This window comes from Cupriavidus sp. GW822-FHT06G04 (assembly GCF_058799075.1).
On the sequence record NZ_JBXALD010000016.1, the window covers coordinates 1 to 26,469 of the forward strand.

Consider the following 26,469-nt stretch of genomic DNA (forward strand, 5'->3'; position numbering starts at 1 on the left):
GGAGCCCGGTGCGCGAATCGCGCACGCCGGGATCTGTGCGGGGGGTGCCCAGTAATGGGCATTCCTACCGCGACATTCGATCGACCGGCAACCCATGCCTTCCCATCGCCATCCGCCAACCAAGGGACCGCCCACTAAAGGCCGCGGCGCAGTCAGCAACCTCCAGGGACGCTTCGAGCGCGACCAGCGCGAAGCGTTCGACGACGGCTGGCTGACGTCCGAAGCTGAGCCGTTGCAAGCGGTCGAAGCTTGCCGTCGCGCCGACGGTCCGGCACAGCCGGCCGGGGCGTCGTCATCGAAACTGATCACGCAGGTCACCATCGAGCAGGCGCGGTCAATCCTCACGCGCAATGCGTCGCCTGACATTCCGTTCGATGTCTCGCTGAATCCGTATCGCGGCTGCGAGCATGTTATGCGACACTGCATTGTGTTCACAGACTGTAGTACCCTGAATTTGGGGTTGGAAGTCTATTAGGTTGGGCGCCTGCGAAGCGGGCGAACCTTCGAGTGTGGGCAACCTGTGAACCTCATCGAAGGCCGTGCATGGCTTCGGGGTGTGGGCGGGCGAACTGTCCACATAGGGTATACCCACACGATTTGATATGAGGAACGCCCAAATGTCAGATTTGGATGCGGTATCCAAGGATCTGGTCGGTGAGACCGACGAACCGGTTGAATGGGTCGTACGGAAGTTTCGCAAGAAGTCGGCCGGAAGACTTCCTGATAACCCCGGCCAAGCGCCTAATGCTGCAACTATACCCCGCGGCTTCCCATTTGTTATCGACAATATCAGCGGAGCTATCGCCGAGCTCATCTTTTTCTATCTTTACGAAGGGCATTACAAAGAAAAAGCCTGGGTTTTTGTGGAAAACAAACTCAGTTCGTATGCTTTTGATTGTAAAGATTGGTTGATTTTCCTGGATGCATTTGGAATTGTGTGGCATCAGGCAACAGTCGATGATCTTGAAAGCTATATCGGGGTAATGAATGCGACCGTCTCCCCAACATCCGGGGAGGAATATCGTAATGCAACTCCGCGGAGGCGAGTTTCGACGATAGAGGGGCTTTATAAATGGGCGCGCGAGAAAAAATTATATGATGGCCCCCTTCCGTTGAAAGCACTTTTGCTGCCGGCAGTCAAAGAGGGTAATGATGGCGGAGTCGAGTCGCGGCGGAAAATTTACGTGAGCAAAATCGCCGAAGAGGACGAGCCGGTTCGGGTAATGGAAATTGAGCAGGCCCGATCTATTATGAATAGCCTCGGCCGCTTACCATCCGACTTTCTAAAATCCCGAGAAGAAGGAACCTTTGATTCTGTCGACGAGGAGATTCAAGAGTTAGGATTTGATGTGGGTTCCTCGCGTGACAGACTCGCTGGTGAGTATGCGCTGAATTCGGGATTGCGCATCAGCGAGATCCGCAATCTCAGTTATCGACTATTTGAAAAATTTGATTCTAATCTGTTGGCAGATAATCGGAACTACAAAATTCGAATTGTAGGGAAGGGTAGGAAACCGCGAAAAGTCGATGTTCCCGGATGGTTGATTAAAGAGACGCTCGTATATATCGCGTATGAACGCCGACTGATCGCGGAGAAAATCAACATTGCCACCAGTAGCGACGCTCTAATTATAAATCCAACATTTACGCATCAGCACGCGGGAAAACGAGTATCAGTTCGCACGCTCGAGCGCAGATTCGCAAAGGCATGTATCGATGTTGGGCAATGCCAGTTCGAAGAGAGAGCCAGTATCCGGCAGAGAGGGATTCGAGTCGAGAAAAAGGCTTTCGAAAAACAGTTTCCGCTTTTTGTTTTTCATGATCTACGGCATACCTATGCCGTATGGACCTACTATGCGAGAAAAAAGGCTGGAGACAGTGAGCCCTGGCTGTATATCCAGGCCCGTTTAGGTCATGCTCATCTGACGACGACGATGGACACGTATCTGAAAGCCGCTGGCGACTTCGAGGCTGCCGTGTCGGACGCTTTAATGGAGCACATCGGTGGCATCAGGTAATCATTTGCGTTACGCGCAGCTTAGTGACGAACAACTCAAGGCTATTGAGAGTAGGTCGAAGAATGTGATCGTCTCTAGTGAACTGAATTCGTATGTTGGTCCTAAGGAAAATCTTGAATTTTTCGAAAGAGCGCTGGAAAAGCTCCAAGCGACGCTTGCCGGGTGCGCTTGTGCTGAAGAGTTTGCGTCGGCTTTTGTAATTTGGAGTAACAACCCGGATCGTAAAGCGAAGCTCCTGTTTGAGCGAATGCATTCGAGGATTGCAAACAGTTGGGTTAACTATCTGAAGAGGCGTAACTTCGAAAGCCTTAGAACGGAGGAAATTACCCGACTGATAATCGATGATTTTATAAAGTTCATCAGAAAGGAGTGTCACGTTAGTTACAGCACCCAACGTGGCTACTGGGGGGCTTTTCGCAGCCTCCTAGAAGTTATCAGAGAAAGTCCGAGGCTGAGGCATCGGTTGTCCCCAGAGCTCTCTTGGCCAAGCCGACCGTTTCGACGCGAAGGGGCTTCCCATAATCCGACTGAAGCGTTGGATGCAGCAACTCTGCGAGCATTGTTGGTTGCTTGTCGGGCTGAGGCAGCGGAAACGATTCGTGAATTTCGAGAATTACGGCCGATTATCGAAGGGGGAAATCCCTATCTTGGCGACCAAGACCTTGATAGCCGGGGGCGTTATAAAACGATAGAAAGCGCCTTGTGGAGGCTAAAGGAAATCGGATTGCTGCCTATTCCCTGTCTGGCCGATATTAAGAAAATCGATGGAAATTTGGGAAATGCAATTCAGTTTTTTCACGGGATGAGGGCCGTGATTTTGCCATTTTACCCAAGCGCTGACCGATTGGTTCCCTTTATCTTGCTCCATGCTATCTATACGTCTGGAAACACCGGGTCACTTCTCGGTATGCGTCTTCGCCAGATTACTCATAAGAAGGTAATGGGTGTCAAGCGAATAGTTTACAGATTTGTCAAGCCCAGAGCGAAAGGACAGTATTCTAGGAGTTTCGCGCATCAAGATGACGACATTCTCTCGCCTGCGATGCTGCACTCTTTTCTGTTGGAGTGGACATCCTTAATTCGGGGCAAGGCAGGGAAATTCGCTGGCAATCTATATGTGTTTGGCACTCGAGAGGGCACAGTTCGAGGTTTTCTGACAGGCGCGCAGGCAGGGGTTTCTTTTGACGTCTTATGGAAGCGCGGACTGGAAAATTTTATCGACCGCCATAAATTACCAAAATTTGGCATTAAGAACTTGCGGACTACAGGGTTAGACCTAGTCCGCGTCTTGAGTGGCGACGACCTTCGTGCGGTACAGGCCGCAGGAGGTCAGAAAAGTGGACAAGTTGTGCAGGCTCATTATGAAGGCGCCTCCGCCCGGAACCGCAGAAATGAAGCCTTGAGCGAAGTGATGACGACGATGGAGGGCTGGGTTGGCTCTGCCGGGACGCTTGACCCGCGTGTGACACCGACCTACAGCGATATCCTGGCGGCAACCCCTGGGTGGCATTGTGCGGATCCGTTTGATTCCCCCGTTCCCGGTGAAATCAAAGGCCGCCGATGTCAAGCGTTCGGCAGGTGCCCAGGTTGCCCCTTCGGTGCGGTCAACAAGTTTTCTGCCTATTCCCTCGCCCGGGCTTTGCAGCTTCTCGACGAAGTGATTAATGCGAGAGCCTACCTAGACGTACGCCGGTGGTCCGCTGCATATGAAGAAGTCCAACTGGCTCTGCAGAATAGATGGATTCCGTCGTTCGATGACGAAAGCGTCTGGGAAGAAGCCAAAAAGTTGTCACTCAACCCGTTAGGAAGGTTGGAATGAAACCATCGGCGAAAGCGCCGTCAGCGGCGCACAAAGTTGTGGAGGTCGACACTCCCCTTATACGAGTGTCCACGCACTCAATTTGGCCCGACTATTCCTGGCGATTGGACACCACCACTCCCGGGCAGACCAACCGGATGTTTTGGGATTTCGCGTTGCCGGACGGATCGCGCTCAACTGACAGCCAGCATCAGGTCTTACTGGAATCATTCCGCGAAGTTTGCTGGGGAATGCTCGAGGATGGTGGTTGGTACGGGGCAGCGCTTTCGCCTGGAAGTGGGCCTGCAATGTCCGCGGGCTCGAAAGAGCTTTTTTGCTGGATGAACTATCGTGGCCTTCGGGACTTCGGTGAGCTAACCGAGGAGGCATGGGCACAATACCATTCCGACCTTCCGACTCTTCTTTTGAATCGATTGCGTTTCTATGACGACAAGGACGCCCTGTATGGCAGCGTGGAATGGGGGGAGGTTGAGGATGCAGCAGATGAGGAAGGCTTCAACGACGACGATGCCACCGGTGACCAGGAAAACGAGATCGATGAGACGTTGAACGAAGAGCAGGCGGGCGATACCGCGACCCCTCTCGATGAGGACGATAAGATCACTTACAACCAAGTGAGCACGAGAATTAAGTTAGCTTATTATATTTATGCTCAGCGCTCACGATTAGAAAAAAGAGGGTTGCCGTGTACCGATTTGGTACCGTTCGCGGGGCGGAAAGTGAACGTAGTAGCGGGCGAATTGGCAGCGCATGTTATTAAGCGCATTCCTCCGTTGCCCGATGAGATAGCACAGTTGTTGCTTAAGGCTGCGCTGAAGTGGGTCGACGAATATGCGCCGGATGTGATTCGCCTTCAAAACACTTACCTTGATGCGCGCGAAGAGGCGATTGAGAAGGGACTTGCACGCTCCACCATCAATAAATATGTTCGTACGGCAATTTCAGGATTTTCATTCAATAGCGAAGGTAGCTGCGATGGATCATGGCGAGATCAGCTCACCGCTTTCAATACTCTGATTCAAGACGGTCGAGAAACAATCTTCCGGCAGGTCGAGGCGCTAAGGTACTTCATCGTTCGAGTGCGGACCGCGGCTGTCTGCATTCTTCAGTATCTGGTGGGTCTTCGGGGTAGCGAAATCTGCGGCTTGACTGGTGGTTGGAACGAAGAAAAGGGATTGCCCGTTTGCATCTCCCGAAGGCTTTCCAGCAACGGTCTGATGGAAATGTTCTATTTGCAAGGTGTTGTCAGCAAGGGAAGGCCTGACCCGAAAGAGACGGAGTGGCTACTTGGCTGTCGTCCAGTTGGAGCAGACTATCTGCCCCCTCCAGTTCGCGCTGTCTGCACTCTGGAAAAGCTACTCGCTCCATGGCGCATCTTAGGGGGGAGATCTGAACTTGTTGTCCACTTTGTCGCAGGCCGCGGAGTAGCGTGGAATCCAAAGAAAATCACTGCATTCAAAATCACAACTTTGCTGCGGACATTCAAGAGTTTTGTGGCTTCAGAGGTGAACTTCAATAGACTGCCCTTCGATAGCAAGCGAGGAGAGGATTTATCGATCTACATAGCGACTGGAGGAAGATGCATTACGCCGTCGCAGGGGCGCAAGACCTTCGCTGCCTACGTACTCGATGTCAGAACTTCGCTGCTTCCGGCCGTGCGCCAGCATTTTAAGCACTACAGTGACGCAACCACCGAATCTGCATACTACCCCGCAGACGCCCGACAACGTCGCGATGTCGACGACCTCATTGAGTCAGAGACAATTAACTTCTTTGTTGCCGCTGTTCAGGGAGAAAAACTCACAGGCCGCATGAGCGATGTTATCGCTGAATACTTCAGCCGCGAACAGTTCACTGGGGCTAACGACTATGCTGAGTGCGTTCGCCGCGTCACGGAAGTAGTGACGACACACGATTTGCGGATTTTTTTCTCCGACCACGGAAACTGTTTTATCCGTGCAAAGCCCCTAGAGTCTAGATGCCGAGCGGCGTCGGGAACCGTGAGTTGGGGCGCGACCGTGCCTGATTTTAGTAGTCGAAACCCCGGGATGTGCGCCGCATGTGGTTGCTTTGCAATTGACGTAACGCATCTTAACTTCTGGGCCGAGCGGCACGAGCATTACGCGTTTATGGTAAGACGAGCCAAGCGAGCCGGGCGTGAGCGGGAGTTTGCAGTCCACAAGGCGCGAGCTGATCAAGCCGAGAAGGTGGTGGCGGTGCTTATCGAAGCCTGGGAAGCGAAAAGAGGTTCCTTCTATGGAAACTAACGACGACTCGATAAGCGCCGACTTCATGTCTGCGCTTAAGCGCCTGATAGAGGGCACGCCTACCAACCCAAAGGTCAAGCTGAAAGCTGCAAATGGCAAGCTACGTGTCAACGTTCTCAATGTCTCACTCGAAGCCGGGCACTCGCGGTCCCTCGTTGGGCTTGCGAATTGTGCTTACCCCAAAGTGCGCGAAGCGATTCTCGAAGCAATGGACGACCCCACCGGCCCTCGGGAAGCGCTCAAAGCCCACATCCGGCGGCTACGAAACCTCAATTCGGAGCTTGAGGACATGTTGGCCGAACGCGATAGCTACAACGCGCTGCTGCTTCTGCGATTGAGAGCTTACGAGCAAGGCAATGACATGGCTGGAAGACGAAGAAAGCCAGCGACCAGCGAAGAGCGCAAGATGGCGATGTCTATTGTCAAGGCGCCTAAACAAAAGGGCGAGGAGTAGGTCGCATTGGACTCGCTATGGAGAACCCTCTCCGTTGCGGCTATCTATTGCGAATTGCTGAAGATCCAGTTCGAAGGCTTTCCGTTTTCGGAGGTTGACGGCCATCAAAGCTGGCGTGCGTTGGGGGCTTCCTGATATCGAAAACGGTAGGACGGGCAAACTGCTGACACGCCCGACCTAATATTCCGTTGGCTATTTCCCGTCCGCGTCCTGCCCATCTGGCAACGCAGCCTTTTCAATCAACGGCAACAACGCCTCTGCTTGCAGCAGTAGCTGGGAAACGCGGATGTCCAACGCCGCCGCTATTCGCCCGAGCGTACGCAAGTTCGGCGATCCATCGCCTCGCTCAAGACGGCTCACCGCAGCCGTCTGCAAGCCAGATCGCTCGGCTAGGGTCTCCTGGTTCATGCCTAGGCCCTTGCGCCGAAATCGGACAGCCGCACCGACGGCCTGCTCAAGTTTCATATCCAGCACTTCGCTGTGAAAAACCTTAAGTTTTTCGGCCACGCGAGATGCCGTCCAGATTGCGTTTTGATAAAAATATACGTCAACGTATAATATGGTATAGAAAAGCTATTTTATCTACGCAGTTGGAGCCACTGCGAGCTATCTGACCATGCCGGAACGCCGTTGACTGGCAAACGGAGTGCCTGGCGTTTTGACTAAGGCGGCAGTGGTCACTTACTTAATAGCTGCGAGCCGAGCATCGCTTTAGAGTTGGTGCCTATGGTGCAATCGCGCGGCCGTTGGAGGGCCTGGAAGTGGAAATGGAACACATACGTAAAGGGCTGGCCGCACTGCTGGAAGAGTGGCCCGAGGGGACGGCTAACACTAGGTACAGCGCCGGCAAGGCCATTGATCAGATGAACGAGCTGGAACTGATGTACCAACTGTGCATAACAGATGGGCTCGAAATCATTGGCGATCCCGCAAAGGCCTTCGCTGCGTACGACGCGAGCAGAGGCAGTCTTCGGGTCTACTCAATGAACAACGCCCATGTTCAGCTGACGCCTTGCGACTCTACGAGCCGACTGGCCGTCCTCGAGTACGCTCAGACTCACGGTGCAAGCTTTACCGCCACCCGTGACGAAGTCGTTTGTGCAATAGAAGACGTCACAGCAACGGGGAAGACATACTTCGTGGCGGCGCTAAGGGCCATGGCGAAGTATCACGCCGCCCACAAGCCTGAATAGCAAAGTCAATGATGCCGAAACGAGCCGTTTTTCCTCGTTTCAACTGGCAACAAGTTGCCTGCAGTAGCCAGAACGGCCCACTAGCGGCAGAAATGCTCCCATTGTTGCAGAACGCTTTAGCGCCAGGAGAGTAGTGACATGGCGCGCATAGACCCCTCTCGTTTGTACACGCCAGAGGAGCTCGAATACGAGATTGGCTCCAATCTCAGGCGACTCCGTATCAATCGCAACCTGGAACAAGCCGTCCTTGCCGAGCGCGCTGGCGTGAGCACACGCGCATTGCGTAACCTCGAGTTGGGTAACGGCTCGTCATTGCACACGCTGGTCTGCGTCGTGCGAGCGCTTGGCCGGCAGGAGTGGTTCGACACCATCGGTCCAGTAGCCACCATCAATCCGCTGATGATGACTAGGGATGCAGAGCCCCGCCAGCGCGCGAGCAAGCCTCGCGCAAAGAAACCGGAGACGAACAATGAACCTCAATGACGTGCCAGAGGACTTTCCTCGCAGCACTATGTCCTCGGTAGTGACCGGCGTTCAACCGAAAATTGGTGTCCGCGAAATCGACGGGCGCTACGTCGCTGGGGAGACCGAGGAAGAGCGCTACGAGCGGTGGGACATCTGTGAAGACTTGGCGCGACAGTTGTTGCCAGTTGCGCAGAAGGATGAGACCGAGCATGCGGGGCAGCCGCGCGAGAAGACGCTCTGGCGGATACGCATCTCAGTGTCGCGGAAAGGCTGGTGTTCCGAAGACGAGCTGGATTGGCTCATTGGACGATTGACGGTGCTGCTCCGGGCTTGAGTAGCCAACCAAGGAGAAACAGGCGTGCCGCTTCAGTTGAAAGATGCCCTCGACAAGCTCTACCGACCGCCCAAAGACGGCAAGCGTCAGGTATTGGCAGTGTCGCGGGGTGTGGCTGAGAAATTGCCTCGCCTGGAGTCAGTGGCGGTCATTTCAGTGACTGCGCCAGGGAGGCCGCTGGCCAGGCTGGATGGATTCAATCATGTTTTGCGTCTGAGTTTCGCTGATGTCGACTTCATGAATCCGCAGCTTTCGGCTCGTGGAAAGGAGAAGCTGCCGAATGCTTTCCGGCCAGAGCATGGGGAGCAGATTCGAAGGTTTGTCACGGGGCTGCATGGAGAGATCGCGACCGTTGTCGTGCATTGCGAAGGTGGATACTCCCGATCATGCGCGATTGCGCTGGGACTGCATCGGCTGTATGGCTACGAGGCGGACGCGCGACAAGTTTCGACTGCTAACCCTTCAGTTTTGCACGTCTTGATGACCGTCCAGAAGAAGGTCCCCCGGAAGCCGTAGTCGGCCACATAGTGCTGTTCTCCTGATCAGCCAAGTCACTATCCTCAATTTCGCGATATTCCAACCCGTTGCGTATCGCATTGATGGGCGTCCCTATACTCGGGATGCAATCACAATCGACCGCCTACCTCGACGCGCACGACCTTGCCGCCATCCTCGAGGTCACTCCAGCCACCGTCCGTCGCCGCTCCAAACGACGACCCCATACGCTGCCTGCGCCCGCATACCTCGGCCCCCGTTTCCCACTTCGCTGGCGCCGCGCAGACGTAGAAGCTTGGCTGCGGGGAGTCGGCAAACCTTCCTCGCAAAAAAGTTCACCGCCGTTCGACTGTGAGAACGCCCTTGGTGCCTAGGCGTATTCCGCTACTGCACATGTCAGGGTAGGGCGCGCAACAACTGGCGCCCAAATCATGGCGCCAACGCGAACCTACACTTATATACAGGCGACACATGCCCTGTGCGAGCCGCTGATTGGCTTGGCTCGCAACCCCCTTTCAATCACCAAGCATGAACAACGAACAATCGAGCCACCGGCTCACCGCAGACGACGTCTATGAGGAAGTCGCGAACACCGTCGTCACTTACATGGTCGACTGTGGCCTGAAGGATATCGATGTGATTGCCGGCGAGTTTTTCTTCGCCTTGGATCACGCCTACAAGCCGCTTCCGCGGTTCTGGCGCGACTTTAAATTGCAGCCTGTGATTCACGCTGTATCCACGCAGTATCCTCAGTGGTTTTCCGTAGCACTGCGGCGCGACCGGAATGCAAAAAATGTGGTGCGCATCGTAGAGAAGTTCTTGAAACGAAGCGCATTCGACGAGGCGAACGCAGAAATGCTGATGGTTTTGCCGCCGCAGGACCGGCCGGCGACTGCTGACGACGCCTTGGACTGGATTTGTGAGCGCTTCATTGCCGAAGGCCACTATTCCAAGCTCAGGTTTGCACAATGGATAGGCCTTGATTGTGGGGCGCAGGCGCTCCAAGTGATGCGTGGCCTTGAGCTGGCTGCAGCGGGCATCGAATACTCGAGCCCTTGTGCTTCCTTCGCTCGCGAGATTCGGGACCAGTGCATTGCGAAGCGTCGTGCGGCCCTCAGCTTGGCGTGATGCTTGGCTTGGCCAGTCCCTTGCTTTCCGCTTCCTTGATGACGAGAGGTCATCGACCTCCTTGTTCACCGAGCGAAGCGTGTCTTGATGCCTGCCACGGTGTAGAAGGGTTGCGTCCCCGCGAAACTTCGAAAATTAGAGTAAAACCTCTAATCCGGAAATCTCTGCTCGCTCCAAACCAGTTTTTTCAGTCGGCTTCGGGGCGCCTCAAGAAGCGCGCATCGGGCCTCTTTTCCCCAAGAAATTCACCCCTTAAGATGCGGCCATCGCAGCAGAAACACTCTGCATCCGGGTGATTCCGGGTCATGTCAGATGCAGGAGTTTTGGCGCTATACGGGTTGCAGATCGCAGATATCCACGACGGTGCGGGACACCTCGGGGACCTCATCTGCCGCGTTCGGTTCGACCTGAGCGCGCAATCCTTGTCATAACTTCAGCAGGACATTAGAGATGGAAACGAACTTCATTACGGGCTTTGGCCCGAACTGTGTGCCGGTCGGAAAACTGCATGCCTTGCAATCGGTTGGAGCAAGGTTCAAGCAAGCGCGAGGCTTGCCTGGCAACCTTCCGGTGCTGACATGCCCTATTCGCCAGGAGGACAGGCGCATGTTCGGCCCGTCGTACGAGAATACCAACCTGGGGTTCGGGTGTATCGATCTCGAAGATGGTAGCAAGCTGCAGACAATCCGCTTCCAGATGGAAGATTTGCAGTTCTACTGGGTGGCCGATATCGTCGACCCGGTGATGTGGGCAGCTATCGATGTGTGGCGGATAGTGGGGCGCTTCCCGTTCCTGTTTTACATGCAGAACGGCGACACTTGGGATGCAACTTTCAGCGTTGTCAACGCACCGTTTGGGTCGCTTCGGAATGAAGCGTTTCGACGTGGTGCGAATGTAGCTCCTAGTGCGGCTACCGCGACCGAACTCCTCAGCCTGGTAGCGAGCGGAAGTCTGCAAGCGGGAGCGACAAGCGATATCCCTGGGGTGCCGCTGCGCCACGTATTTGTAAACGCGTTGGTGACGGAATGGGCGAAGGATGTCGTCCACCAAGTCGCGAAGGCGAGCATCGAAGAAGGAACATACGCTTAAGAGCATCTTCAATGCGCGGCCTTCGAGGTCGCGCATTCTTTTTTAGGGCCGCACTGCAGCAAGGCCCTTGGGCGGGGAGGGTTGCAACGATGGCGCGGAGGCGTCTCAAAGCTTCGCGCGCAAGGGAGATTGCGCTACCGCCGGCCGCCCAGGAAGTCAAGCCAGTCCGATGCGTAAGCGCATTGCATCGGCTCAGGGTCTTCTTCGATGACCGGACATCCCGAGAACTCAATGCGCTTGCGGAAGAATGTCGCTGCCGGCTCAGGGATCTCCGAAAGGCGGACGTACCTGGTGTCTCCCGATTGGTGAATGGGGACGCTCGGCACTTGAGGTCGCGGCGGCAACACTTCGATTCCAGTCAATCCTACTGCCAATGCGCGGGCCACCAGGTCAAAAACCGACGCCGCGTAGCGGGGATAGGCATGCAGTGTGCGCTTCTCCCGGTCGCCAAAAGGCGGCTCGCTCAATTGCACGACGTAGTCGGACACTGCGCTACGCTCAAACCTCCCTATGTAGGCAGTAGCAATCTCCTTTCCGGATTCGTCGCGTCCCGGCCGGACGACTTCCACGGTGATTTTCAGCATGATGGACGTCGCTACAGCGACTCTCCTGCGTGACAGCGGAAGCCCAGTGTATGGCGTTCGCAACGTCTGTTGCAAAAATCTTCACGTAACCGGCACAACCTTGCCCGTTGCCGGTGGCGGCTACGAAAAGTGGGGCATCGAGCGTTGCAGCGACCATTGCCGGACCACATAATCTCTCCGTCATGAAGGGGAGGCAAGCGTGCGTGTGGTGAAGTGTTGGCGGTCAGGCGCATGCGGCGCGCATCAGGAGATGACGCTGTGGCCGTGACGCAAGCAGAGACATCGTCGGTCCAACCGCTACACGTGCTCTACTTGGACTTCGATGGCGTTTTGCATCCGGACGCCGCGTACAGGACGAGGAATGGCATTGAGCTTTTGCATCATCCCGGGCACAGCTTGTTTGAGAACGTCCCTCTGCTCGATCAGCTGCTAGCTCCCTATCCCGACGTCAAAATCGTGCTATCCACATCCTGGCTTCTCATCAAGGGAGGGTACGATCACGCGAAGGCTCGACTCTCTCCGAGGCTGCAGGAGCGATGCATTGGTGGAACCTTCCATCGCCGCGAGATGCGCAAAGCCTGGTTCGAAAGCAAGTCTAGGCCGGACCAAGTACTTCTCGACGTCCATCGGCGAAAGCCGGCACGCTGGCTTGCAGTGGACGACTCGCCGGATGAGTGGCCCGACTGGGCAGGCGCGCATGTAGTCCGCACCGACCCTACGCACGGCATTGCCGAAGACCGAGTACTCGCGGAGCTGCGGGCGACGCTGGATTGCCAGTTCCGAATTCATTCTGCGGCGGGACGATGACGCTTTGACTGTCAGGAGTGTAGTGAACTATCGGCAGTCAAGCGCACGCGGCGAAAATCTGAAGATGGCGCACTGACGGCGACTACAAGAGAGACATCGTCGGTCCAACCACTGCAAGTGCGCTAACTGGACTTCGGGCGTGCTGCATGCGGATGGTACCTACCAAACGAGAAACGGCTTCGAGCTCCTGCATCATCCGGGGCACAGCTTGTTCGACACGTCGCTCTGCTGGATGCGGTGCTAGCTCCTTACGCTGACGTCAAGATTGTGCTGTCCACCTTCTGGATTCTCCTCGATGGAGGATACGAGTTCGCCAAGTCTCAGCTCTCGCCAGGCTTCCAGGAGCGATGCATCGGTGGAGACTTCAATCGTCGTGAGACGCGTGAGGCTTGGTTTGAAAGCATGTCCAGGCCAGAGCAGGTCATCCTGGACCTCAACAGAAGGCAACCAGTGCGTTGAATAGCCGTCGACGATTGGTCGGAAGAGTGGCCTATGTCGGCGCAACCTCGTGTGGTGCGAATCGATCCAGTGTTCGGAATATCCGATAGGAGTACGCTAGGGACTTGAGGCAAAAAATCAGTGGGAGTGTTGCGGTCAATCACTACCCGATGATTCCTTAATCTGAGAGTTGTGTTTGACGTGATCTCACTGGGTTGCTTCTGCTCGTATGCGACCCGTACGCTCGCGGTTGGCGAGAACCATCCCCTTCCAGGCACCGTTACGTATCGCGTGATCGATCTTTTTTGCGAGCGTCATCCTGCGGTCGACAGCCGCTTCCATCCTTATGCCTGCTTTGCGTGAGCAATGCGGGCATTCAATGTGACCAGTAACTTCCGAAGTTGGCGCGGCCGCGTAGGACACCCGCCGTTCATCCAGCTCAAAGTCGCACCACTGGCAATAGGGCGTAAGACTAGACATTCCCTTGCTGGGATCCCAGCGCCAGAAAACTTCGCCAAAGGTTCCCTGTGTGAATTCAGCGAGCCTCGGTGTGCCCTCTTTAGGCTCCTGTTGGTCGCTTTCTAAGATCGCGTATCGGCTGCGTAGATACACGGCACGTAGTACCAGCAAGCCCATGAAAATCCATACCAGTTGAACTGGATCAATGAGCGGCGTTCTGAGCCAGGTGCCGAAATCAACCACCCAGTTTGGAATCCAGTTCCAAGACCACTCCAACTTGGCTGACTCGGCCTTGCCAAGCATCCATGTGACTAGCGCACCAACTGTGCCAGCCACTGAAGCATTGTTCCAGAACCCCTTCATGCCGATAAAATTCCGAGTTTTCGTTGTGTTAGTGGGTAATTGTGCCACCATCCGAGGCAGTGTTCAGTAACAGTACCCATAGTTTGCTGAGTGTGTTTGCGCGAATGGCGGCGGCGTGTTGCCGTACCCGAGTATCTATCGTTGCTAGTCTTAGTAGGTAACTGGGCCGAAGTGTGCCCTGTAACCGACCTGTGTCAGGACGAGGCGATTCATGCATTCGACACGAACCGACCCAGCTTCGATCGGACGTCCAAACAGTGCGAAGTTGGGGATGGTGAATGCTTTGGCGTATTCTTCTGCTTCCGGATGGTAGCGACGTAGCGATAGTCCGTATGTTGTCTCAAAGGGGTGTCCACCGGTACGAATGAGGCTAAAGAACGACGGGTAGATTATTCCGTCGAAGCCCGCGTCCCTGGCTGCAATAGAAATGGAGCGTGAGATGTCGTAGGAATGGGAGCGTGCAAGGAATAGCATATGTATGGCCATATCCAAGCTCTCAAACTCCGTTACGTCTTCTTTCAATACATGCGTCAAATCTAGTAGGCGCAGGGTTCGCAATGGTTTGAGGGTGGCTACGTAGAGATCGTCTTCCGCCGTGGCTCTGCATTCGTGAACACAAACGTCGATGTCCTGCGAGCCGTACATTACGGGAAAGCCCGGAGCATCCAACCTCCCTTTACCCGCCAAGTGAATCGGTGGACTATCGTACTCCGCAGGATCATCGGGACGTTCTGGACAGACGCGCATTCGATAGAAAGCCTCATCCTGAGATAGCGATCGTTCAGGATACTCCTTCAAGATTAGTTCGATGATATTGGGTCGTGTCGCAGGGTCTTGCAGGTCCTTCAGTGGTTCAACTTCGCCGACCATCCAAAGGCGTGGACCATAATGGAAGAATCCAATTTTCGCGGCCTCTTCAATCAATTTGATGTCGTTCTTCAGCCATGGCGAAGGGGAGATATCGCTTCTGCCGTAGCGATGCTCGTTAAATTGAATTACTGGAGCTGCTCCATACTTGCATCGGATCGTTGTTCCGCCCACAAAGAAGCGCCACGCAACTCCATTTATGAGGGCCTTAGTTAGCTTCCGCCCACTCGTGCTTTTGCAGTTAGGGCACGGACCATCTTGTTCGAGACCACTGTGCATTGCATCGATCTTTAGGCCTTCATCTACAAAGCAATCGGAGCACAGGAGGGGAACTTCTTCATCTTCGATTTTTGTAGTCATGCTTGGCTTTACAGAAGGGTTAGTTGGATGAGGCGACTTTACTCGATAACGTGCGCAGTGGGACTGCGCCGCAGTAGCCCCGAGAGTACCAAGGTTGGTGCACCATTGTCCCTTCGTAAGTTGCAATGTGCGAACGCCGAACTCGGATTGAGTTACATTGTGACTTTCTTTGTCACAGGAATCCCCCATGGCGACCTACAAGCAACTACTGGCCCAGAAGGAAGCACTCGAGGCTCAACTCGCGGAAGTTCGCGCAACTGAAGTCGCTGGCGTCATTGAGCAGATTCGCACGCTGATGGAGCAATACGGTCTGTCCGTCGATGATATTCAAGGCAAGCGTCGTCGCGGACGCCCTGCAGGAAGCGGAACCGCGAAGGCAGCAAAGGAACCGTTGCCCCCGAAGTATCGCGATCCAAAGACGGGCAATACCTGGTCGGGCCGAGGTCGTGCGCCGGCTTGGCTGGGCAAGAATCCCAATAGATTCCTGATTGCCGAGGAGTGATGGGAAGCCCGTAGCACGCGGCTTTCATCATTGGGAACTCGAAACAAAAAATGGCATCCGCGAAGCGTTCGAGCGCATGGCTCGAGATTGCAGAAGATGATATCGAAGGCCGACTTTGACTCCTGCTCGGTAGGCTCACGCATGCCATTGCACGCTTAGATTTGGCTATCGTCTACATTTTCGATTCTTGGGGGGCTGAGGATGACCCACGAGTCCGTGCGCCAACGGTATCCAGTGCCGTCTAACAGTGTGCCTGCGCATCGCCGTGATGCAAGAGTTGCCCACCGACTCGGCGGCTGGTAAGCCCGAAGTCGAGATTGAACAAGACCTACTTTGAAGAGTGGGCTATTACGACTTCCGCGCGTACACCCAGATGACGTCGAGCGGGGCGAACCATGGGTTCGTGCTTGCAAGGCACCACACGCTGAGCGGGACAGGACTCTGGCGAACGCTCCATTTGAGGGGGGTGAGCTAGGCTGCTGTAACTCCAGCGTGTGGAAGGGCCGCATGTATCGATGGGCGTTCCTATACTGCACATGCAACCGCCATCGACCGCGGTTGGTGAAGGGACGTAGAAGTTTTCCCGTAACCGGCACAACCTCACCGCTTATTCGAAAGCGCAGCCAAAAGAGCGCTTCGAGCCTTGTGCGTGCCCTGTGCGCTTGAACGCCAGTGCTTCATCGCATGCACGCGAAGTCGCAACTGTCGGTTGATTTGCAGGAGCGATGCATCGGTGGAACCTTCGATCGCCGCCAAACGCGAAAGGCATGGTTCGAGAGTATGTCAAGGCCTGAGCAGGTCATCCTAGATGTCATAAAACGAAATCCACCCGCGTGGATTGCTGTCGATGATTGGCCAGAGGGGTGGCCCGACTGGACGAGCCCGCATGCTGTCCGCGCCGACCCTACGCATGGCCTTGCTGAATGCCAAGTACTTTCGGACCTGAGGGTCAAGCTGGATTGCCAATTTGGGTCACCTTAACGCACGATTCGCATCCCAAACCTGGAAAGCAGTGGGGCGCCCTAACGACAGGGTGCCCATCGCGTGCGTTAGTCGCTGTTGAAGCCATAGAGTCTCGCGGGGTTGTCCACAAGAATCTGGTCTCGAATTGCGAGGTTTGGTGTCCAGTCGCTAAGTAGATCTAACAGTGCTGCGTCATCTGGCATACCGCTCCCCAAGCCTGGGTGTGGCCAATCTGTGCCCCACAGGCATCGGTCAGGGGCCGCATTCACTAGCGTCCGTGCCAAGGGCTGAACGTCATCGTGCGGGTAGGGATTGTCGGAAGAGCGGTAGCCGCAGAGCTTCACCCACGTTTTGTTGTTGGAAAGTAGGCCCAGCATTGCTTCAATCTCATCGCGGTATGTCGGAGAGTTGGCTCTAATCATCCCCATATGGTCTATGACGGCGGGCGTCGGCAATGCGGCAATCAACGGTGCTAGCTCCTGAAGTTGGCGGCCCTCCAGGTAAAACTGCAGGTGCCATCCCAATGGAGCGACGCGTTGCGCGACGCGTGCTATCTGGTCGGAGGTCATCCCACCCGCGTTTACCAAATTGAAGCGAACGCCTCTTGCGCCTCTGAGATGCATCCGTTCAAGTTCGGCGTCTGACACGGAGTCATGCAGCACAACCACCGCGCGAGAACGTTCGATGCCAAAGGTTTGAACTGCGTCAAGCGTGCAGCGGTTGTCATGGCCGTAGACGCTAGGTTGCACTACGACCGTGCGCCCTAGGCCAAGCTGCGCGGCCATTTTTCGCCAATCCTGAATGGACGCAGGAGGCGGCGTGTAGTCCCGCGGTACCCCGAATGGATAGACACGCTCGTCTCCAAAAATGTGGAAGTGGCAGTCACATGCCAAGGGAGGGGCTGGAATGCGCGGAGAACGGCTTACAGGCAATGCAGGCAAGCAGGGCGTAGTCATAAGAATCCTGAGCGAGTGCCGTTCACCGGGCACTCATCGCGCGAGATGGGTAAGTGTGTGCAGAAACTTTCTACCGGAACTGAATGGGCTCGATCTACACTTTCGAAGTGACACCCGGCTCAGGCGCGGACGATGCGTCGTCTTTGCCGTCTTCGGGTGTATCCGGCAAGCCCTTTCCCATGGTTTCCGGCAACATGCAGAGGGCGATGATCATGCATCCGTATGCGATGAAGCCAAACATTGCAATTGACTTCCCGAGTGGCATTTTCGCAGCCAGGAGGCCAATAAGCAGGGGGAATAGAGCGCCGACTCCGCGTCCTGCGTTATAGCAGAACCCTTGACCTGCGCCACGCATAGCAGTTGGGTAGATCTCGCTGAGATACGGGCCCAGCGGTGCAAACACCATGTAAGTGAACAATCCCAAGAAGAATCCGCTCGGAAGCATGACGGTATTGGTGATTGGTAGCACGAGGTAGACGACAAGCATCAATGCCGCACCAACGGTACTTACGAAGAAAGTCTTGCGCCTTCCAATGGCGTCTCCGAGAAATGCGCCGATGATGAATCCTGCGAATGCGCCAAGAATAAGGGCGAAGGTGAATGCACCGGTCCCAATCACAGAGAGGCCGCGTTCAGTGCGCAGATATGTGGGAAGCCAAACCTGGTAGACGTATGTGGCGCCTTGACAACCGGTCGTGAAGAGTGACAGCTTAATGGTCGTCGAAAGATACGTCGGGCTAAACACCGCGAAGATGGACTGCTTCGGCTGACGTGCCTTGTTGCGGGTGAAAATCTCCGGTTCATCTACATGACGCCGCAAGAAGAACACGAGGCCGGCCGGCGCGATGCCGATCCAGAATAGCCAACGCCAGGCTTGCTGCTCAGAGACTAGCGAGAACACCACTGTGTAGAGAATCGCTGCGATGCCCCAGCCCACCGCCCACCCACTTTGCACGAAGCCTCCCGCTCGACCGCGATATTTGTCACGGATGACTTCCGCGATGAGCACCGAACCCGCCGCCCATTCGCCACCGAATCCAATGCCTTGCAGAGCGCGAAAAATGAAGAACTGCTCGAAGTTTTGCGCGAACCCACAGAGAAAGGTGAATACTGCGTACCAGGCGACCGTCAGTTGAAGTACCTTCACCCGCCCGTAGCGGTCGGACAGGATTCCAGCGAGCCAGCCGCCGATAGCAGAGGTGACGAGTGCAACCGTTCCAAGTACGCCAACTTGTTGCGTACTGATTCCCCATGCTGCAATTAGCGTGGGTATGACGAAGCTGAACAATTGGACGTCTAGTGCGTCCAAGGTCCAACCCGCGAAGCAAGCCCGCAGCGTCGTATTCTCGCGCGGTGTGAGATCTTTCATCCATCGAAACATTCCGGTCTCCTTGCCCGGAGCAAGCTCCGGCTATATTGGCTACCTCGCTCTTGTCATGGGCGGGTAACTCTTGCGCTCCCTGGTGAGCCAGCCAAAATGGGCCATTAGCCAGGGTTTTGACACATCCGCGTTTGCACCGCCTACGAGAAAGGGTGACGAGGGGCGATTTCAGCAAACACTAGAGGCGATTTTTTTCCAGCCGTGCGCGTCACAGCACTGGCGTTAATGCAGGGTTCCCCTGTAGCACCGCATGGAGGTTGTCCAACGTGAGTCGCAGCATCTGAATACGGGTCTGAACAGTAGCAGAGCCCGCATGAGGAGAGAGCACGACGTTGCCAAGACTTCGCAGGGGAGAGTCGTTGAGGGGCTCTTCTTCAAAGACATCTAGAGCGGCACCCTGAAGCGACCCGCGCTGCAGCGCGTGACAGAGCGCCGCCTCATCGACCACGCTACCTCTCGATAGATTCACGATCCAACCATCGCCCAAGGCATCAAGGACTGTCGCGTCAATCAGGCGATGGGTATCTTCTCCGCCACGACAGCAGAGCACCAGAATGTCTGCCCACCCGGCGAGCGACATGACGCTTGGGAAGTAGCACCACGGGACGTCTTGTTGGCGACCACCGCCGTAGCCGACTGATACGCCGAACGGCTCAAGGCGACGCGCAAACTCTTTACCTATGCGTCCCAAGCCTACAATTCCAACGTGCATTCCACTGAGACTAGTCGTCAATGGATATGCGCCGTTTTGCCACTCTCCAGAGCGCACGTAGTCATCAGCCCCCGGTATTTTCCGGAGCATGGCCAGCAACAGGCCAATCCCGAGTTCGCATACGGCGGCGTCGAGAACGCCTGGCGTGTTCGTGACTGTAATGTTGCGAACGCGCGCCTCCTCCAGCGGAATGCCGTCGTAGCCGACGCCTGAAGTTGCGATAATCTCTAACGCAGGGAGTTGATGGATCAGCTCAACAGGGACGTGGTAGTTGCTGCGGGTTACGATTGCTCGAACTCTTGACCGCAGCCCGTCGTCTTTTAGCACCACATCAGGATCGAGGCAGACGAACTCTTGGTCAATCCGTCGCTGTAGCTCGGGGGGGAATTCCCCCACCTTTACGATTTGTTCCATAGGTCTCTAGTCGCGACAACGTGAGGTTGTCGGGGCGCTCTCATTTGTAGTGCGAGAGCACCTCGGTTCATCCGCCGATGGCTACACTTCTGGCGTGATTCCCTTTTCCTTGATAAGTTGCGCCCACTTGTTGCGCTCTGTGCGCATGAACGCGGCGAAACGCTCCGGAGTTCCGCCCCCATCCTCGGCGCCAAATTCGTCGAGACGTGCGATCACGTCCGGCATAGCAAGCACCTTGTTTACGTCGCTGTTGATTCTGTTGACCATCGCCGTCGGCATCTTTGCCGGTCCGACGAGCCCGAACCAAATGCTGGCGTTGAATCCGGGATAGCCAGATTCTGCGACGGTCGGCACATCCGGAAATGACTTGGCTCGCTTCAGTCCGGTCTGGGCAATGGCCTTCAGCTTTCCGCTTTTGATAAACGGCGCAGTGGTAGTCATGCCTTCAAATGCGTAGTCGACCTGGCCGCCAATCAGATCGTTCATCACCGGAGCAGCGCCCTTGTATGGCACATGCAACGCAGAGATGCCCGCAGATTTTTCAAAGAACGCAAGCGCCAGATGCTGAGCCGAACCAGCTCCCGCGGAACCGAACGAGACCTTTCCTGGGTTCTTTTTGCACCTGTCGACGACCGCTGCCAGGGTCTTCGCTGCTTGAGCGTCGTTTGACACGAGAACTTGAGGGGTCTGTCCAACGAGGGCGATGGCAGTGAAATCGCTTTCCGCATTGAACGGAAGCTTGGGATACAAGCCTGGTGCGATTCCGAGTGCATTGATATGTCCCATGAGCAAGGTGTTGCCATCCGGCGTGGCCTTCGCTACTTCAGTCGCGGCAATGCGGCCAGCGGCACCAACCTTGTTGTCCACAAGGACGGAAATCCCCCACAGGGCGCTGAGCTTGTTGGCGACGATCCGGGCAAGGACGTCGGTGCCGCCGCCAGCCGGGAAGCCAACGACAACGCGCACGGGCCCCGTTGGTAGTGGGCCGCCATTTGCCAAGGCGGGTAGGGCGCATCCTGCCGATGAAGCGGCAAGGATAGAGAGGAATCGGCGGCGTTCCATAAAGTCATGTCTCCTGTTTTTTTGCTGATAGTCCAGTGGCTTGGATGCCTTTGAGGCACTGTGCCTCCAACCGAAGTACAAAAAAAGCGGCTATAACCGTCGTCAGAGCACGTAAAATTAGTCGTTATGGATACGCGATTCCTTCAGACCTTCATTACCGTTGTGGACATGGGTTCCATCGCCGAAGCTTCGCGAAGACTGGACCTGGCGCCCACAACGGTCGCTCAGCAGATTCGTGCGCTGGAAGCGGATATCGGGGCTCAGTTGCTTACGCGCTCGGGTCGTACCGTTAAGCCAACGGTTGTCGGGACCCGGATCCTTGAGCGCGCCCGTGACCTATTGAGCGATGTTCGTGACTTGCATTCGGCGGCATCTGACACTGGATTGCCAGCAGGGCCCTTGCGTCTGGGCGCGACGCCTACTGCATTGATGGGGTTGCTACCGCCGCTGCTACGACAATGGATGAACGCCAATCCGAATATCTCGGTCTTCATCGAGCCAGGCACATCGGCCCGACTCTTGGATCGTGTGATTTCCGGGGAGTTGGATGCGGCAATCCTCGTGCATCCGACATTCGAACTCCCGAAAACTTGTGCCTAGCGTCAACTACGCGAAGAGCCGTTGATCTTGCTGACGCCCAGCAGCATGCAGGTAACGGACCCGCTGGCTACGGCTGCGCGAGAGCCGTTCATTCGTTATGACCGGAACGTTGTTGCTGGAAAAATGGCGGACGACTACTTGCGAGCGCATGGTGTACGCCCGAAAGTGCACTTTGAACTGGACGGCATTGAACACATCGCCAAACTCGTGGCCGAAGGCTTCGGGGTTTCGGTCCTACCCGACTGGCCAGTGATTGGCAATTCTGACCCTGCACTACGTCGTTGGCGCCTTCCCTCCCCATGTCCCTCTCGCCGCGTCGGTATGTGCTGGTTGCGTGCGTCAGTGCGTGCGCAGTTGGCAGAGGCTTTCGTCCAGATGGCCGAAGCTCACCTGGACGAAGGGAAGAAGACGCGTCGCAACAAGTAGTTGCTTAAGAGCGCTCGTCAGCGGGCGTCGAGAGTGCGCCGTGTATGTCGTTTCCGGGATTTTCAGTGCGATTGCGCCGCGGATGAATGAAGAGGATCGCTATCAACGCTGCGAGGCCAGCCATTGTTGCCAACGCGAAGAGGCCACTTGCATAGCTGCTGGATTCGCCCTTGAAGCTGCCAACGAGGTAGGGGCCCGCAAAGCCTCCTAGGTTTCCAATAGCGTTGATGAACGCGATGCCACCTGCCATGGCTGAGCCGCTGAGGTATGTAGCCGGCAGCGACCAGAACGGCCCTTTGCATCCCAGAATCCCGATTGCGGCGACACTGAGTGCAACGATGGACCAGGGTGATGCGCCTAGAGAGCCGGCCAATGCTAGTCCTCCGGAGGCGAGGATCATCGTCAGAGCGAGGAACCAACGCCGCTCGTTAAATCGATCCGACAAGTATCCTATGAGGAGCATGCCCCCGCAGCCTGCAATGTACGGAATGGACGTGATGAGACCGACCTGCATTGTGCTGTAGCCCTGCGCTTTGATGATCTGCGGCAGGAAGAATGACAGTCCAAGGTTGGCAGCAATGGCGCAGAAATAGACGGATGCGAGCACCAAGATAGCGGGATTCGCAAATGCCTGGCGCAGCGCCGAAACGTTGTGAGCACTGCTAGCGCCAGCGTCCTTTGCAAGTTCACTGTCCAACCACGCTCTTTCTTCAGGAGTGAGCCAAGATGCTTGGTCAGGGCGGTCCGTAAGCAATCGGAGGACAGCGAACGTACCTATCACAGCGGGTAGCCCTTCAATGACAAAGAGCCATTGCCAGCCTTTGATGCCCAATACTCCGTCGAGCTCAAGGATAAGTGTGGATAGCGGTGCACCGATAGCAATCGACACGGGAATCGCGAGGCTGAAAATAGCGACAATTCTCGCGCGGTATCTGGCTGGGAACCAGTAGGTCAGGTAGAGAATTACGCCGGGGAAAAAGCCTGCTTCTGCGACACCTAGTAGAAAGCGGAGAGCCAGAAAGCTCGTAGGCCCTTGCACTAGCGCCATAGCACAGGAGAGTATGCCCCAGCTCAGTAAGATGCGGGCAATCCAGCGGCGTGCGCCGAACCGTAGCATCAGGAGATTGCTTGGTACTTCGAAGAGACAGTAGCCGAAGAAGAATATCCCAGCGCCCCAACCGAACATGTAGGCCGTCAGACCAATGTCCTTGTTCATGGTAAGGGCCGCGAAGCCAACGTTTATGCGGTCGATGTAGGAAACCACATAGAGGATCATCAATAGCGGAATAACGCGCCAGAAGATTTTGCGCATTACCACTTGTTCATCAGGCTTTTGCATACTGTCTCCAAACAAATTCAGATTCTCGCGGCGTAAGTGCAGTGAGCCATTCGAACAGTTGCCTCTGCTCGAATGGCTCACCACGTTCTTGAGCGCAGTATCGCGCTCAAGAACCCACCGTCTTATAGTTATGTGACGCTGCGAATTACGACACAGTCGACCATTTGCCGTACTTTGCGACTTCCTTCTCGTCGAAGCCAAAGCCCAGACCAGGCGTCTGATGAAGAACGACACGGCCCTCTTTGTGGTCCAGTTGACGGTCAACCAGACGACGGAAGTTCAGCACCTGGTCATCCCAGAAGAACTCGACATATCGTGCGTTCGGCGTGGCAGCGACCAGCGGTGCATGCACGTCGTGGAACCAGTGCGGACACACCTGAATGCCGTAGCCGGCTGCCATCGCAGCAATACGCTTCCACTCCGTGATGCCACCGCATACGGCAGCGTCCGTCTGCAGGATGGCGGCGCCACCCATATCCAGGAGTTGCTTGTGGTACCAGCGTCCGTAGCCAATTTCTGCGGTAGCGACGGGAATGCGGGTCAGCTTCGCCAGGCGCGCGTGGCTTTCGATGTCGTCGGGGCTGAACGGCTCTTCAATGAAGTACGGATCGTATTGTTCGATGCGGCTAAGGTATTGCATAGCCTGGACGGTATCGGTCCAGCCGTTATTGCAGTCGAGCATCAGCTCCACGTCGGGGCCGATGGCCTCGCGAGCGGCGCGTACCCGCGACTCCTCGCCTTGCGGGGACCAGCGACCGGTCTTCATCTTGACGGCCTTGAAACCCTTGGCAACGTAGCTGGCCATTTCTTCGCCAACCATCTCAGCCGTCTTGCCTTCGACGTAGTAGCCGCCACTGGCATATGCAGCCACGGTCTCTGTTTCGACTGCGCCAAGGAACTTGTGGAGCGGCAGGCCAACGCTCTTAGCATTCAAGTCCCACAGCGCGATGTCCACTGCGCTGATGGCGCGCATCACGGTACCCATGCGGCCTTGCAGAAGAGCCTCTTGGTACATATCTTTCCAGAGGCCTTCGACCGCCAGTGATTCCTTTCCAAGGAGCACCGGGGCAAGAAGTTGTTCAACGGCGACACGGAAGATCTCGCCTGCCGCGCTTCCCACATAGCAGAAACCGATGCCTTCAAGACCGTCGGCAGTGCGTACCTTGACCAGACCATAGTGACGGTCGTACACGGTGCGACTAGAGAGGGAAGTTACGTTATCCAGCGGAACGCGGGCTGCGCAGACTTCGATAGATTTGATGATTGGCACGGACAGGTCTCCTTTGGTTCGCACGTTCATGCGGGTGCAGGAGAACTATGGGGCAAGGACATCTGCGCAAAAAGCGCCTTCATACTTATTCATAACGCGTAAAAACCGTGTTGTTGACGAATTGGTTGCAGGCGTCGCGTTGGCCGCGTACGTGGTGCATGGTGCGCTCGTTAAGGTGCTTTGATGACGAGCAAGGGCAAAGCCATCAAATACAAGCAATAGATTCAGGCGCAATCGTTCAGAGTGCCTGGCGGGGGTCAACTTCGGTCGAGGGGCTGAGAGCAAATCCGCACGCTGATGGAGCGATACGACCTGCCCGTGGAGGACATCCAAGGCAAGCGCCTTCGTGGCCCGCTGGCAGTGGGGCCGCGAAGGCTGCCAAGGAGGCATTGCCTCCCAAGTATCTTGACCCCAAGACGGGCGCGACCTGGTCGGGCCGTGGCAGGGCGCCGGCCTGGTTGGGAGAGTATCCGAACCGGTTTCTGATTGCGGAAGAGTAAATGGGTCGGCACCACCGCCTCTGTCAGACGGTGGCCAGGTATTCGCCAGGTCTACTTGCCTTTTGCGGCGCCGTGTTCAGATGCCGGGGCCATGCACAGAGTGCACCTCAACCTGCTGAAGTGGTCTCAGGGCAGAGAGGACGGTGTCCATTGACCGCGCGTCAACTCTCCAGTTGAAGGTGCAATCCAATGAGTTGTTAGTTATTCCGCCACGATACCTGCTGCCTTGATAATTTTTGCCCACCGTGCCGTCTCGTCCGCTTGAAATGCTCGCAGATGTACGCCATCGCGAAATTCAATCAGATTTCCTGAGGATTTTGAAAATTGCTTAACGCTCTCACTTTTTAGCGAATCGTTAAAAAGTCGACTGAGCTTTGTGGAGATTGGCAAGGGAGTGCCTGCTGGGGAATAGGCCGCAAACCAGTTGCTAAATACATATCCTGAGATTCCTGCCTCTTCCATGGTCGGGACATCAGGTAGCAGTGGATTCCTCTTCTTTCCAGTAACTGCTAGGGCTCGCAGGGATCCTTGCTTTATGTGAGGGATGCCAGTGGCGGTGTCCGTGCTCATAAAATCAACCTGTCCTCCAAGTAAGTCAATGATCGCCTGTGGGTTGCTTTTATATGGAATATGGGTGACTTTTATGCTGCTCATCTGTTGAAGCAGCTCGGTGGATACGCGACTTGACGCGCTGCCAGCGGCAAAAGTCAAAGTGTTAGGTTTGATTCTTGCCGCATTGATAAGATCGGATAGCGAGCGTATCGAAGACTTAGCATTGACGACAAGGACATTCTCACCGCTTCCAAGAAGCGCCAGTGGCGTAAAGTCAGCTACCGGATCATAAGGAAGGGATTTGAACAAGTTGGGGTTGGCGACCTGAGTTGTGTTGCTTGTAAAGAAGATGGTGTAGCCGTCGGGCGCGGACGTCTTAGCTGAGACAGCTGCCAAAAAACCGCTAGCACCTGGCTTGTTTTCTACGACAACGACCTTGCCGGTCTGCTGACCCATCGCTTCAGCCACGGAGCGAGCGAACAGATCTGTGGCCGATCCGGCACCGAATGGAACAATCATTCTGATCGGCTTCTGTGGAAAGCTTGAGGAAATGTCGGTGGATGCTATTGATTCGCAAATAGAGAAGGAAGCGAATATTGCAGCCAGAAAGATTCGGGTCATTAGGATAGTCTCCTTTTTTTTTAAGTGTGGG

At 55.6% G+C, this 26,469-nt stretch carries 24 protein-coding genes and 3 pseudogenes; 16 read left to right on the forward strand and 11 right to left on the reverse strand.

What is annotated here, in order from left to right; genetic code table 11:
• Positions 1-94: 94 nt before the first annotated feature.
• From AC1RKI_RS26915 to AC1RKI_RS26935, 5 genes and pseudogenes are all read left to right on the forward strand, one after another.
• Positions 95-424, forward strand: a pseudogene (locus AC1RKI_RS26915) (PA0069 family radical SAM protein); the annotation flags it as partial.
• A gap of 193 nt (positions 425-617) precedes the next feature.
• Positions 618-2,018, forward strand: a complete 1,401-nt coding sequence (locus AC1RKI_RS26920) for a tyrosine-type recombinase/integrase (RefSeq protein WP_197497546.1) — start codon at positions 618-620, stop codon at positions 2,016-2,018.
• On the forward strand, positions 2,005-3,837 hold the full coding sequence (locus tag AC1RKI_RS26925) for a hypothetical protein (RefSeq protein ID WP_156546084.1): 1,833 nt from the start codon (positions 2,005-2,007) through the stop codon (positions 3,835-3,837). Before AC1RKI_RS26920 ends, AC1RKI_RS26925 begins: the two co-directional genes overlap by 14 nt.
• A gap of 104 nt (positions 3,838-3,941) precedes the next feature.
• Entirely contained in the window at positions 3,942-6,104 is a 2,163-nt protein-coding gene (locus AC1RKI_RS26930) for a hypothetical protein (RefSeq protein WP_492798110.1), read from the forward strand.
• Entirely contained in the window at positions 6,094-6,558 is a 465-nt protein-coding gene (locus AC1RKI_RS26935) for a hypothetical protein (protein WP_066739195.1), read from the forward strand. The genes AC1RKI_RS26930 and AC1RKI_RS26935 overlap by 11 nt, the downstream gene beginning before the upstream one ends.
• A gap of 192 nt (positions 6,559-6,750) precedes the next feature.
• On the opposite strand, the gene AC1RKI_RS26940 is transcribed toward AC1RKI_RS26935, so the two are convergent.
• The gene (locus AC1RKI_RS26940) at positions 6,751-7,065 is read right to left on the reverse strand and encodes a helix-turn-helix domain-containing protein (protein WP_082926555.1); all 315 of its coding nucleotides are present in this window, start codon (positions 7,063-7,065) and stop codon (positions 6,751-6,753) included.
• A gap of 260 nt (positions 7,066-7,325) precedes the next feature.
• Between AC1RKI_RS26940 and AC1RKI_RS26945 the strand changes: the two genes are divergently transcribed.
• The 6 genes from AC1RKI_RS26945 (at position 7,326) to AC1RKI_RS26970 (ending at position 11,262) form a co-directional block, all read left to right on the forward strand.
• Positions 7,326-7,751, forward strand: coding sequence for a hypothetical protein (locus tag AC1RKI_RS26945; protein ID WP_156546080.1), 426 nt, complete (start codon positions 7,326-7,328; stop codon positions 7,749-7,751).
• Positions 7,752-7,889: 138 nt separating this feature from the next.
• The gene (locus tag AC1RKI_RS26950; RefSeq protein ID WP_066739193.1) at positions 7,890-8,234 is read left to right on the forward strand and encodes a helix-turn-helix domain-containing protein; all 345 of its coding nucleotides are present in this window, start codon (positions 7,890-7,892) and stop codon (positions 8,232-8,234) included.
• On the forward strand, positions 8,221-8,550 hold the full coding sequence (locus AC1RKI_RS26955) for a hypothetical protein (RefSeq protein WP_066739192.1): 330 nt from the start codon (positions 8,221-8,223) through the stop codon (positions 8,548-8,550). Before AC1RKI_RS26950 ends, AC1RKI_RS26955 begins: the two co-directional genes overlap by 14 nt.
• A gap of 24 nt (positions 8,551-8,574) precedes the next feature.
• Positions 8,575-9,066, forward strand: a complete 492-nt coding sequence (locus AC1RKI_RS26960; RefSeq protein WP_156546078.1) for a hypothetical protein — start codon at positions 8,575-8,577, stop codon at positions 9,064-9,066.
• A 507-nt stretch (positions 9,067-9,573) separates the two neighbouring features.
• On the forward strand, positions 9,574-10,173 hold the full coding sequence (locus AC1RKI_RS26965) for a hypothetical protein (protein ID WP_066739190.1): 600 nt from the start codon (positions 9,574-9,576) through the stop codon (positions 10,171-10,173).
• 450 nt (positions 10,174-10,623) lie between these two features.
• Positions 10,624-11,262, forward strand: a complete 639-nt coding sequence (locus AC1RKI_RS26970) for a hypothetical protein (protein ID WP_066739189.1) — start codon at positions 10,624-10,626, stop codon at positions 11,260-11,262.
• Between the two features lie 134 nt (positions 11,263-11,396).
• Here AC1RKI_RS26970 and AC1RKI_RS26975 read toward each other — a convergent pair whose 3' ends face one another.
• Positions 11,397-11,846, reverse strand: coding sequence for a hypothetical protein (locus AC1RKI_RS26975; RefSeq protein WP_066739188.1), 450 nt, complete (start codon positions 11,844-11,846; stop codon positions 11,397-11,399).
• A 258-nt stretch (positions 11,847-12,104) separates the two neighbouring features.
• On the opposite strand from AC1RKI_RS26975, the gene AC1RKI_RS26980 reads away from it, so the two are divergent.
• Positions 12,105-12,653 (forward strand): HAD domain-containing protein, encoded by a 549-nt coding sequence (locus AC1RKI_RS26980; RefSeq protein ID WP_066739187.1) that lies wholly within the window; start codon positions 12,105-12,107, stop codon positions 12,651-12,653.
• Positions 12,654-13,298: 645 nt separating this feature from the next.
• Here AC1RKI_RS26980 and AC1RKI_RS26985 read toward each other — a convergent pair.
• Both AC1RKI_RS26985 and AC1RKI_RS26990 read right to left on the reverse strand, forming a co-directional pair.
• Entirely contained in the window at positions 13,299-13,913 is a 615-nt protein-coding gene (locus AC1RKI_RS26985; RefSeq protein ID WP_066739186.1) for a hypothetical protein, read from the reverse strand.
• Positions 13,914-14,063: 150 nt separating this feature from the next.
• The gene (locus AC1RKI_RS26990; RefSeq protein ID WP_066739185.1) at positions 14,064-15,140 is read right to left on the reverse strand and encodes an RES family NAD+ phosphorylase; all 1,077 of its coding nucleotides are present in this window, start codon (positions 15,138-15,140) and stop codon (positions 14,064-14,066) included.
• 187 nt (positions 15,141-15,327) lie between these two features.
• Between AC1RKI_RS26990 and AC1RKI_RS26995 the strand changes: the two genes are divergently transcribed.
• Both AC1RKI_RS26995 and AC1RKI_RS27000 read left to right on the forward strand, forming a co-directional pair.
• The gene (locus tag AC1RKI_RS26995; RefSeq protein WP_082926554.1) at positions 15,328-15,642 is read left to right on the forward strand and encodes an H-NS histone family protein; all 315 of its coding nucleotides are present in this window, start codon (positions 15,328-15,330) and stop codon (positions 15,640-15,642) included.
• 684 nt (positions 15,643-16,326) lie between these two features.
• Positions 16,327-16,623, forward strand: a complete 297-nt coding sequence (locus AC1RKI_RS27000; RefSeq protein WP_197497545.1) for an HAD domain-containing protein — start codon at positions 16,327-16,329, stop codon at positions 16,621-16,623.
• Between the two features lie 68 nt (positions 16,624-16,691).
• On the opposite strand, the gene AC1RKI_RS27005 is transcribed toward AC1RKI_RS27000, so the two are convergent.
• The 4 genes from AC1RKI_RS27005 to AC1RKI_RS27020 form a co-directional block, all read right to left on the reverse strand.
• On the reverse strand, positions 16,692-17,561 hold the full coding sequence (locus tag AC1RKI_RS27005; RefSeq protein ID WP_066739184.1) for an amidohydrolase family protein: 870 nt from the start codon (positions 17,559-17,561) through the stop codon (positions 16,692-16,694).
• A 94-nt stretch (positions 17,562-17,655) separates the two neighbouring features.
• Positions 17,656-18,942 carry an MFS transporter gene (locus AC1RKI_RS27010; RefSeq protein ID WP_066739183.1) on the reverse strand — a complete coding sequence of 429 codons (1,287 nt, stop codon included), beginning with the start codon at positions 18,940-18,942 and terminating at the stop codon, positions 17,656-17,658.
• A gap of 208 nt (positions 18,943-19,150) precedes the next feature.
• Positions 19,151-20,068, reverse strand: a complete 918-nt coding sequence (locus tag AC1RKI_RS27015) for a 2-hydroxyacid dehydrogenase (RefSeq protein WP_066739182.1) — start codon at positions 20,066-20,068, stop codon at positions 19,151-19,153.
• A gap of 81 nt (positions 20,069-20,149) precedes the next feature.
• Complete coding sequence (locus AC1RKI_RS27020) at positions 20,150-21,130, reverse strand: Bug family tripartite tricarboxylate transporter substrate binding protein (protein ID WP_066739181.1); 981 nt, start codon at positions 21,128-21,130, stop codon at positions 20,150-20,152.
• 126 nt (positions 21,131-21,256) lie between these two features.
• Here AC1RKI_RS27020 and AC1RKI_RS27025 point away from each other — a divergent pair.
• Positions 21,257-22,156 (forward strand): annotated as a pseudogene (locus AC1RKI_RS27025) (LysR family transcriptional regulator).
• A gap of 4 nt (positions 22,157-22,160) precedes the next feature.
• On the opposite strand, the gene AC1RKI_RS27030 reads toward AC1RKI_RS27025, so the two are convergent.
• Both AC1RKI_RS27030 and AC1RKI_RS27035 read right to left on the reverse strand, forming a co-directional pair.
• Positions 22,161-23,495, reverse strand: a complete 1,335-nt coding sequence (locus AC1RKI_RS27030) for an MFS transporter (protein ID WP_066739179.1) — start codon at positions 23,493-23,495, stop codon at positions 22,161-22,163.
• Between the two features lie 145 nt (positions 23,496-23,640).
• Positions 23,641-24,765 carry a mandelate racemase/muconate lactonizing enzyme family protein gene (locus tag AC1RKI_RS27035; RefSeq protein ID WP_066739308.1) on the reverse strand — a complete coding sequence of 375 codons (1,125 nt, stop codon included), beginning with the start codon at positions 24,763-24,765 and terminating at the stop codon, positions 23,641-23,643.
• A 347-nt stretch (positions 24,766-25,112) separates the two neighbouring features.
• Between AC1RKI_RS27035 and AC1RKI_RS27040 the strand changes: the two are divergent.
• Positions 25,113-25,265 (forward strand): annotated as a pseudogene (locus AC1RKI_RS27040) (H-NS family nucleoid-associated regulatory protein); the annotation flags it as partial.
• 201 nt (positions 25,266-25,466) lie between these two features.
• Here AC1RKI_RS27040 and AC1RKI_RS27045 read toward each other — a convergent pair.
• Positions 25,467-26,438: a Bug family tripartite tricarboxylate transporter substrate binding protein gene (locus tag AC1RKI_RS27045; protein WP_082926553.1), complete on the reverse strand. Its 972-nt coding sequence runs from the start codon at positions 26,436-26,438 to the stop codon at positions 25,467-25,469.
• Between the last annotated feature and the right edge of the window lie 31 nt (positions 26,439-26,469).

Bases quoted from the DNA above. Each gene is read 5' to 3' on its own strand.
- AC1RKI_RS27000 (WP_197497545.1), top strand. From the start codon at position 16,327: ATGCACGCGAAGTCGCAACTGTCGGTTGATTTGCAGGAGCGATGCATC.
- AC1RKI_RS26970 (WP_066739189.1), top strand. From the start codon at position 10,624: ATGGAAACGAACTTCATTACGGGCTTTGGCCCGAACTGTGTGCCGGTC.
- AC1RKI_RS26945 (WP_156546080.1), top strand. From the start codon at position 7,326: ATGGAACACATACGTAAAGGGCTGGCCGCACTGCTGGAAGAGTGGCCC.
- AC1RKI_RS26950 (WP_066739193.1), top strand. From the start codon at position 7,890: ATGGCGCGCATAGACCCCTCTCGTTTGTACACGCCAGAGGAGCTCGAA.
- AC1RKI_RS27020 (WP_066739181.1), bottom strand. From the start codon at position 21,130: ATGGAACGCCGCCGATTCCTCTCTATCCTTGCCGCTTCATCGGCAGGA.
- AC1RKI_RS27030 (WP_066739179.1), bottom strand. From the start codon at position 23,495: ATGCAAAAGCCTGATGAACAAGTGGTAATGCGCAAAATCTTCTGGCGC.
- AC1RKI_RS26985 (WP_066739186.1), bottom strand. From the start codon at position 13,913: ATGAAGGGGTTCTGGAACAATGCTTCAGTGGCTGGCACAGTTGGTGCG.
- AC1RKI_RS27010 (WP_066739183.1), bottom strand. From the start codon at position 18,942: ATGTTTCGATGGATGAAAGATCTCACACCGCGCGAGAATACGACGCTG.
- AC1RKI_RS26920 (WP_197497546.1), top strand. From the start codon at position 618: ATGTCAGATTTGGATGCGGTATCCAAGGATCTGGTCGGTGAGACCGAC.
- AC1RKI_RS27045 (WP_082926553.1), bottom strand. From the start codon at position 26,438: ATGACCCGAATCTTTCTGGCTGCAATATTCGCTTCCTTCTCTATTTGC.
- AC1RKI_RS26995 (WP_082926554.1), top strand. From the start codon at position 15,328: ATGGCGACCTACAAGCAACTACTGGCCCAGAAGGAAGCACTCGAGGCT.
- AC1RKI_RS26990 (WP_066739185.1), bottom strand. From the start codon at position 15,140: ATGACTACAAAAATCGAAGATGAAGAAGTTCCCCTCCTGTGCTCCGAT.
- AC1RKI_RS27005 (WP_066739184.1), bottom strand. From the start codon at position 17,561: ATGACTACGCCCTGCTTGCCTGCATTGCCTGTAAGCCGTTCTCCGCGC.
- AC1RKI_RS26965 (WP_066739190.1), top strand. From the start codon at position 9,574: ATGAACAACGAACAATCGAGCCACCGGCTCACCGCAGACGACGTCTAT.
- AC1RKI_RS26935 (WP_066739195.1), top strand. From the start codon at position 6,094: ATGGAAACTAACGACGACTCGATAAGCGCCGACTTCATGTCTGCGCTT.
- AC1RKI_RS27015 (WP_066739182.1), bottom strand. From the start codon at position 20,068: ATGGAACAAATCGTAAAGGTGGGGGAATTCCCCCCCGAGCTACAGCGA.
- AC1RKI_RS26975 (WP_066739188.1), bottom strand. From the start codon at position 11,846: ATGCTGAAAATCACCGTGGAAGTCGTCCGGCCGGGACGCGACGAATCC.
- AC1RKI_RS26955 (WP_066739192.1), top strand. From the start codon at position 8,221: ATGAACCTCAATGACGTGCCAGAGGACTTTCCTCGCAGCACTATGTCC.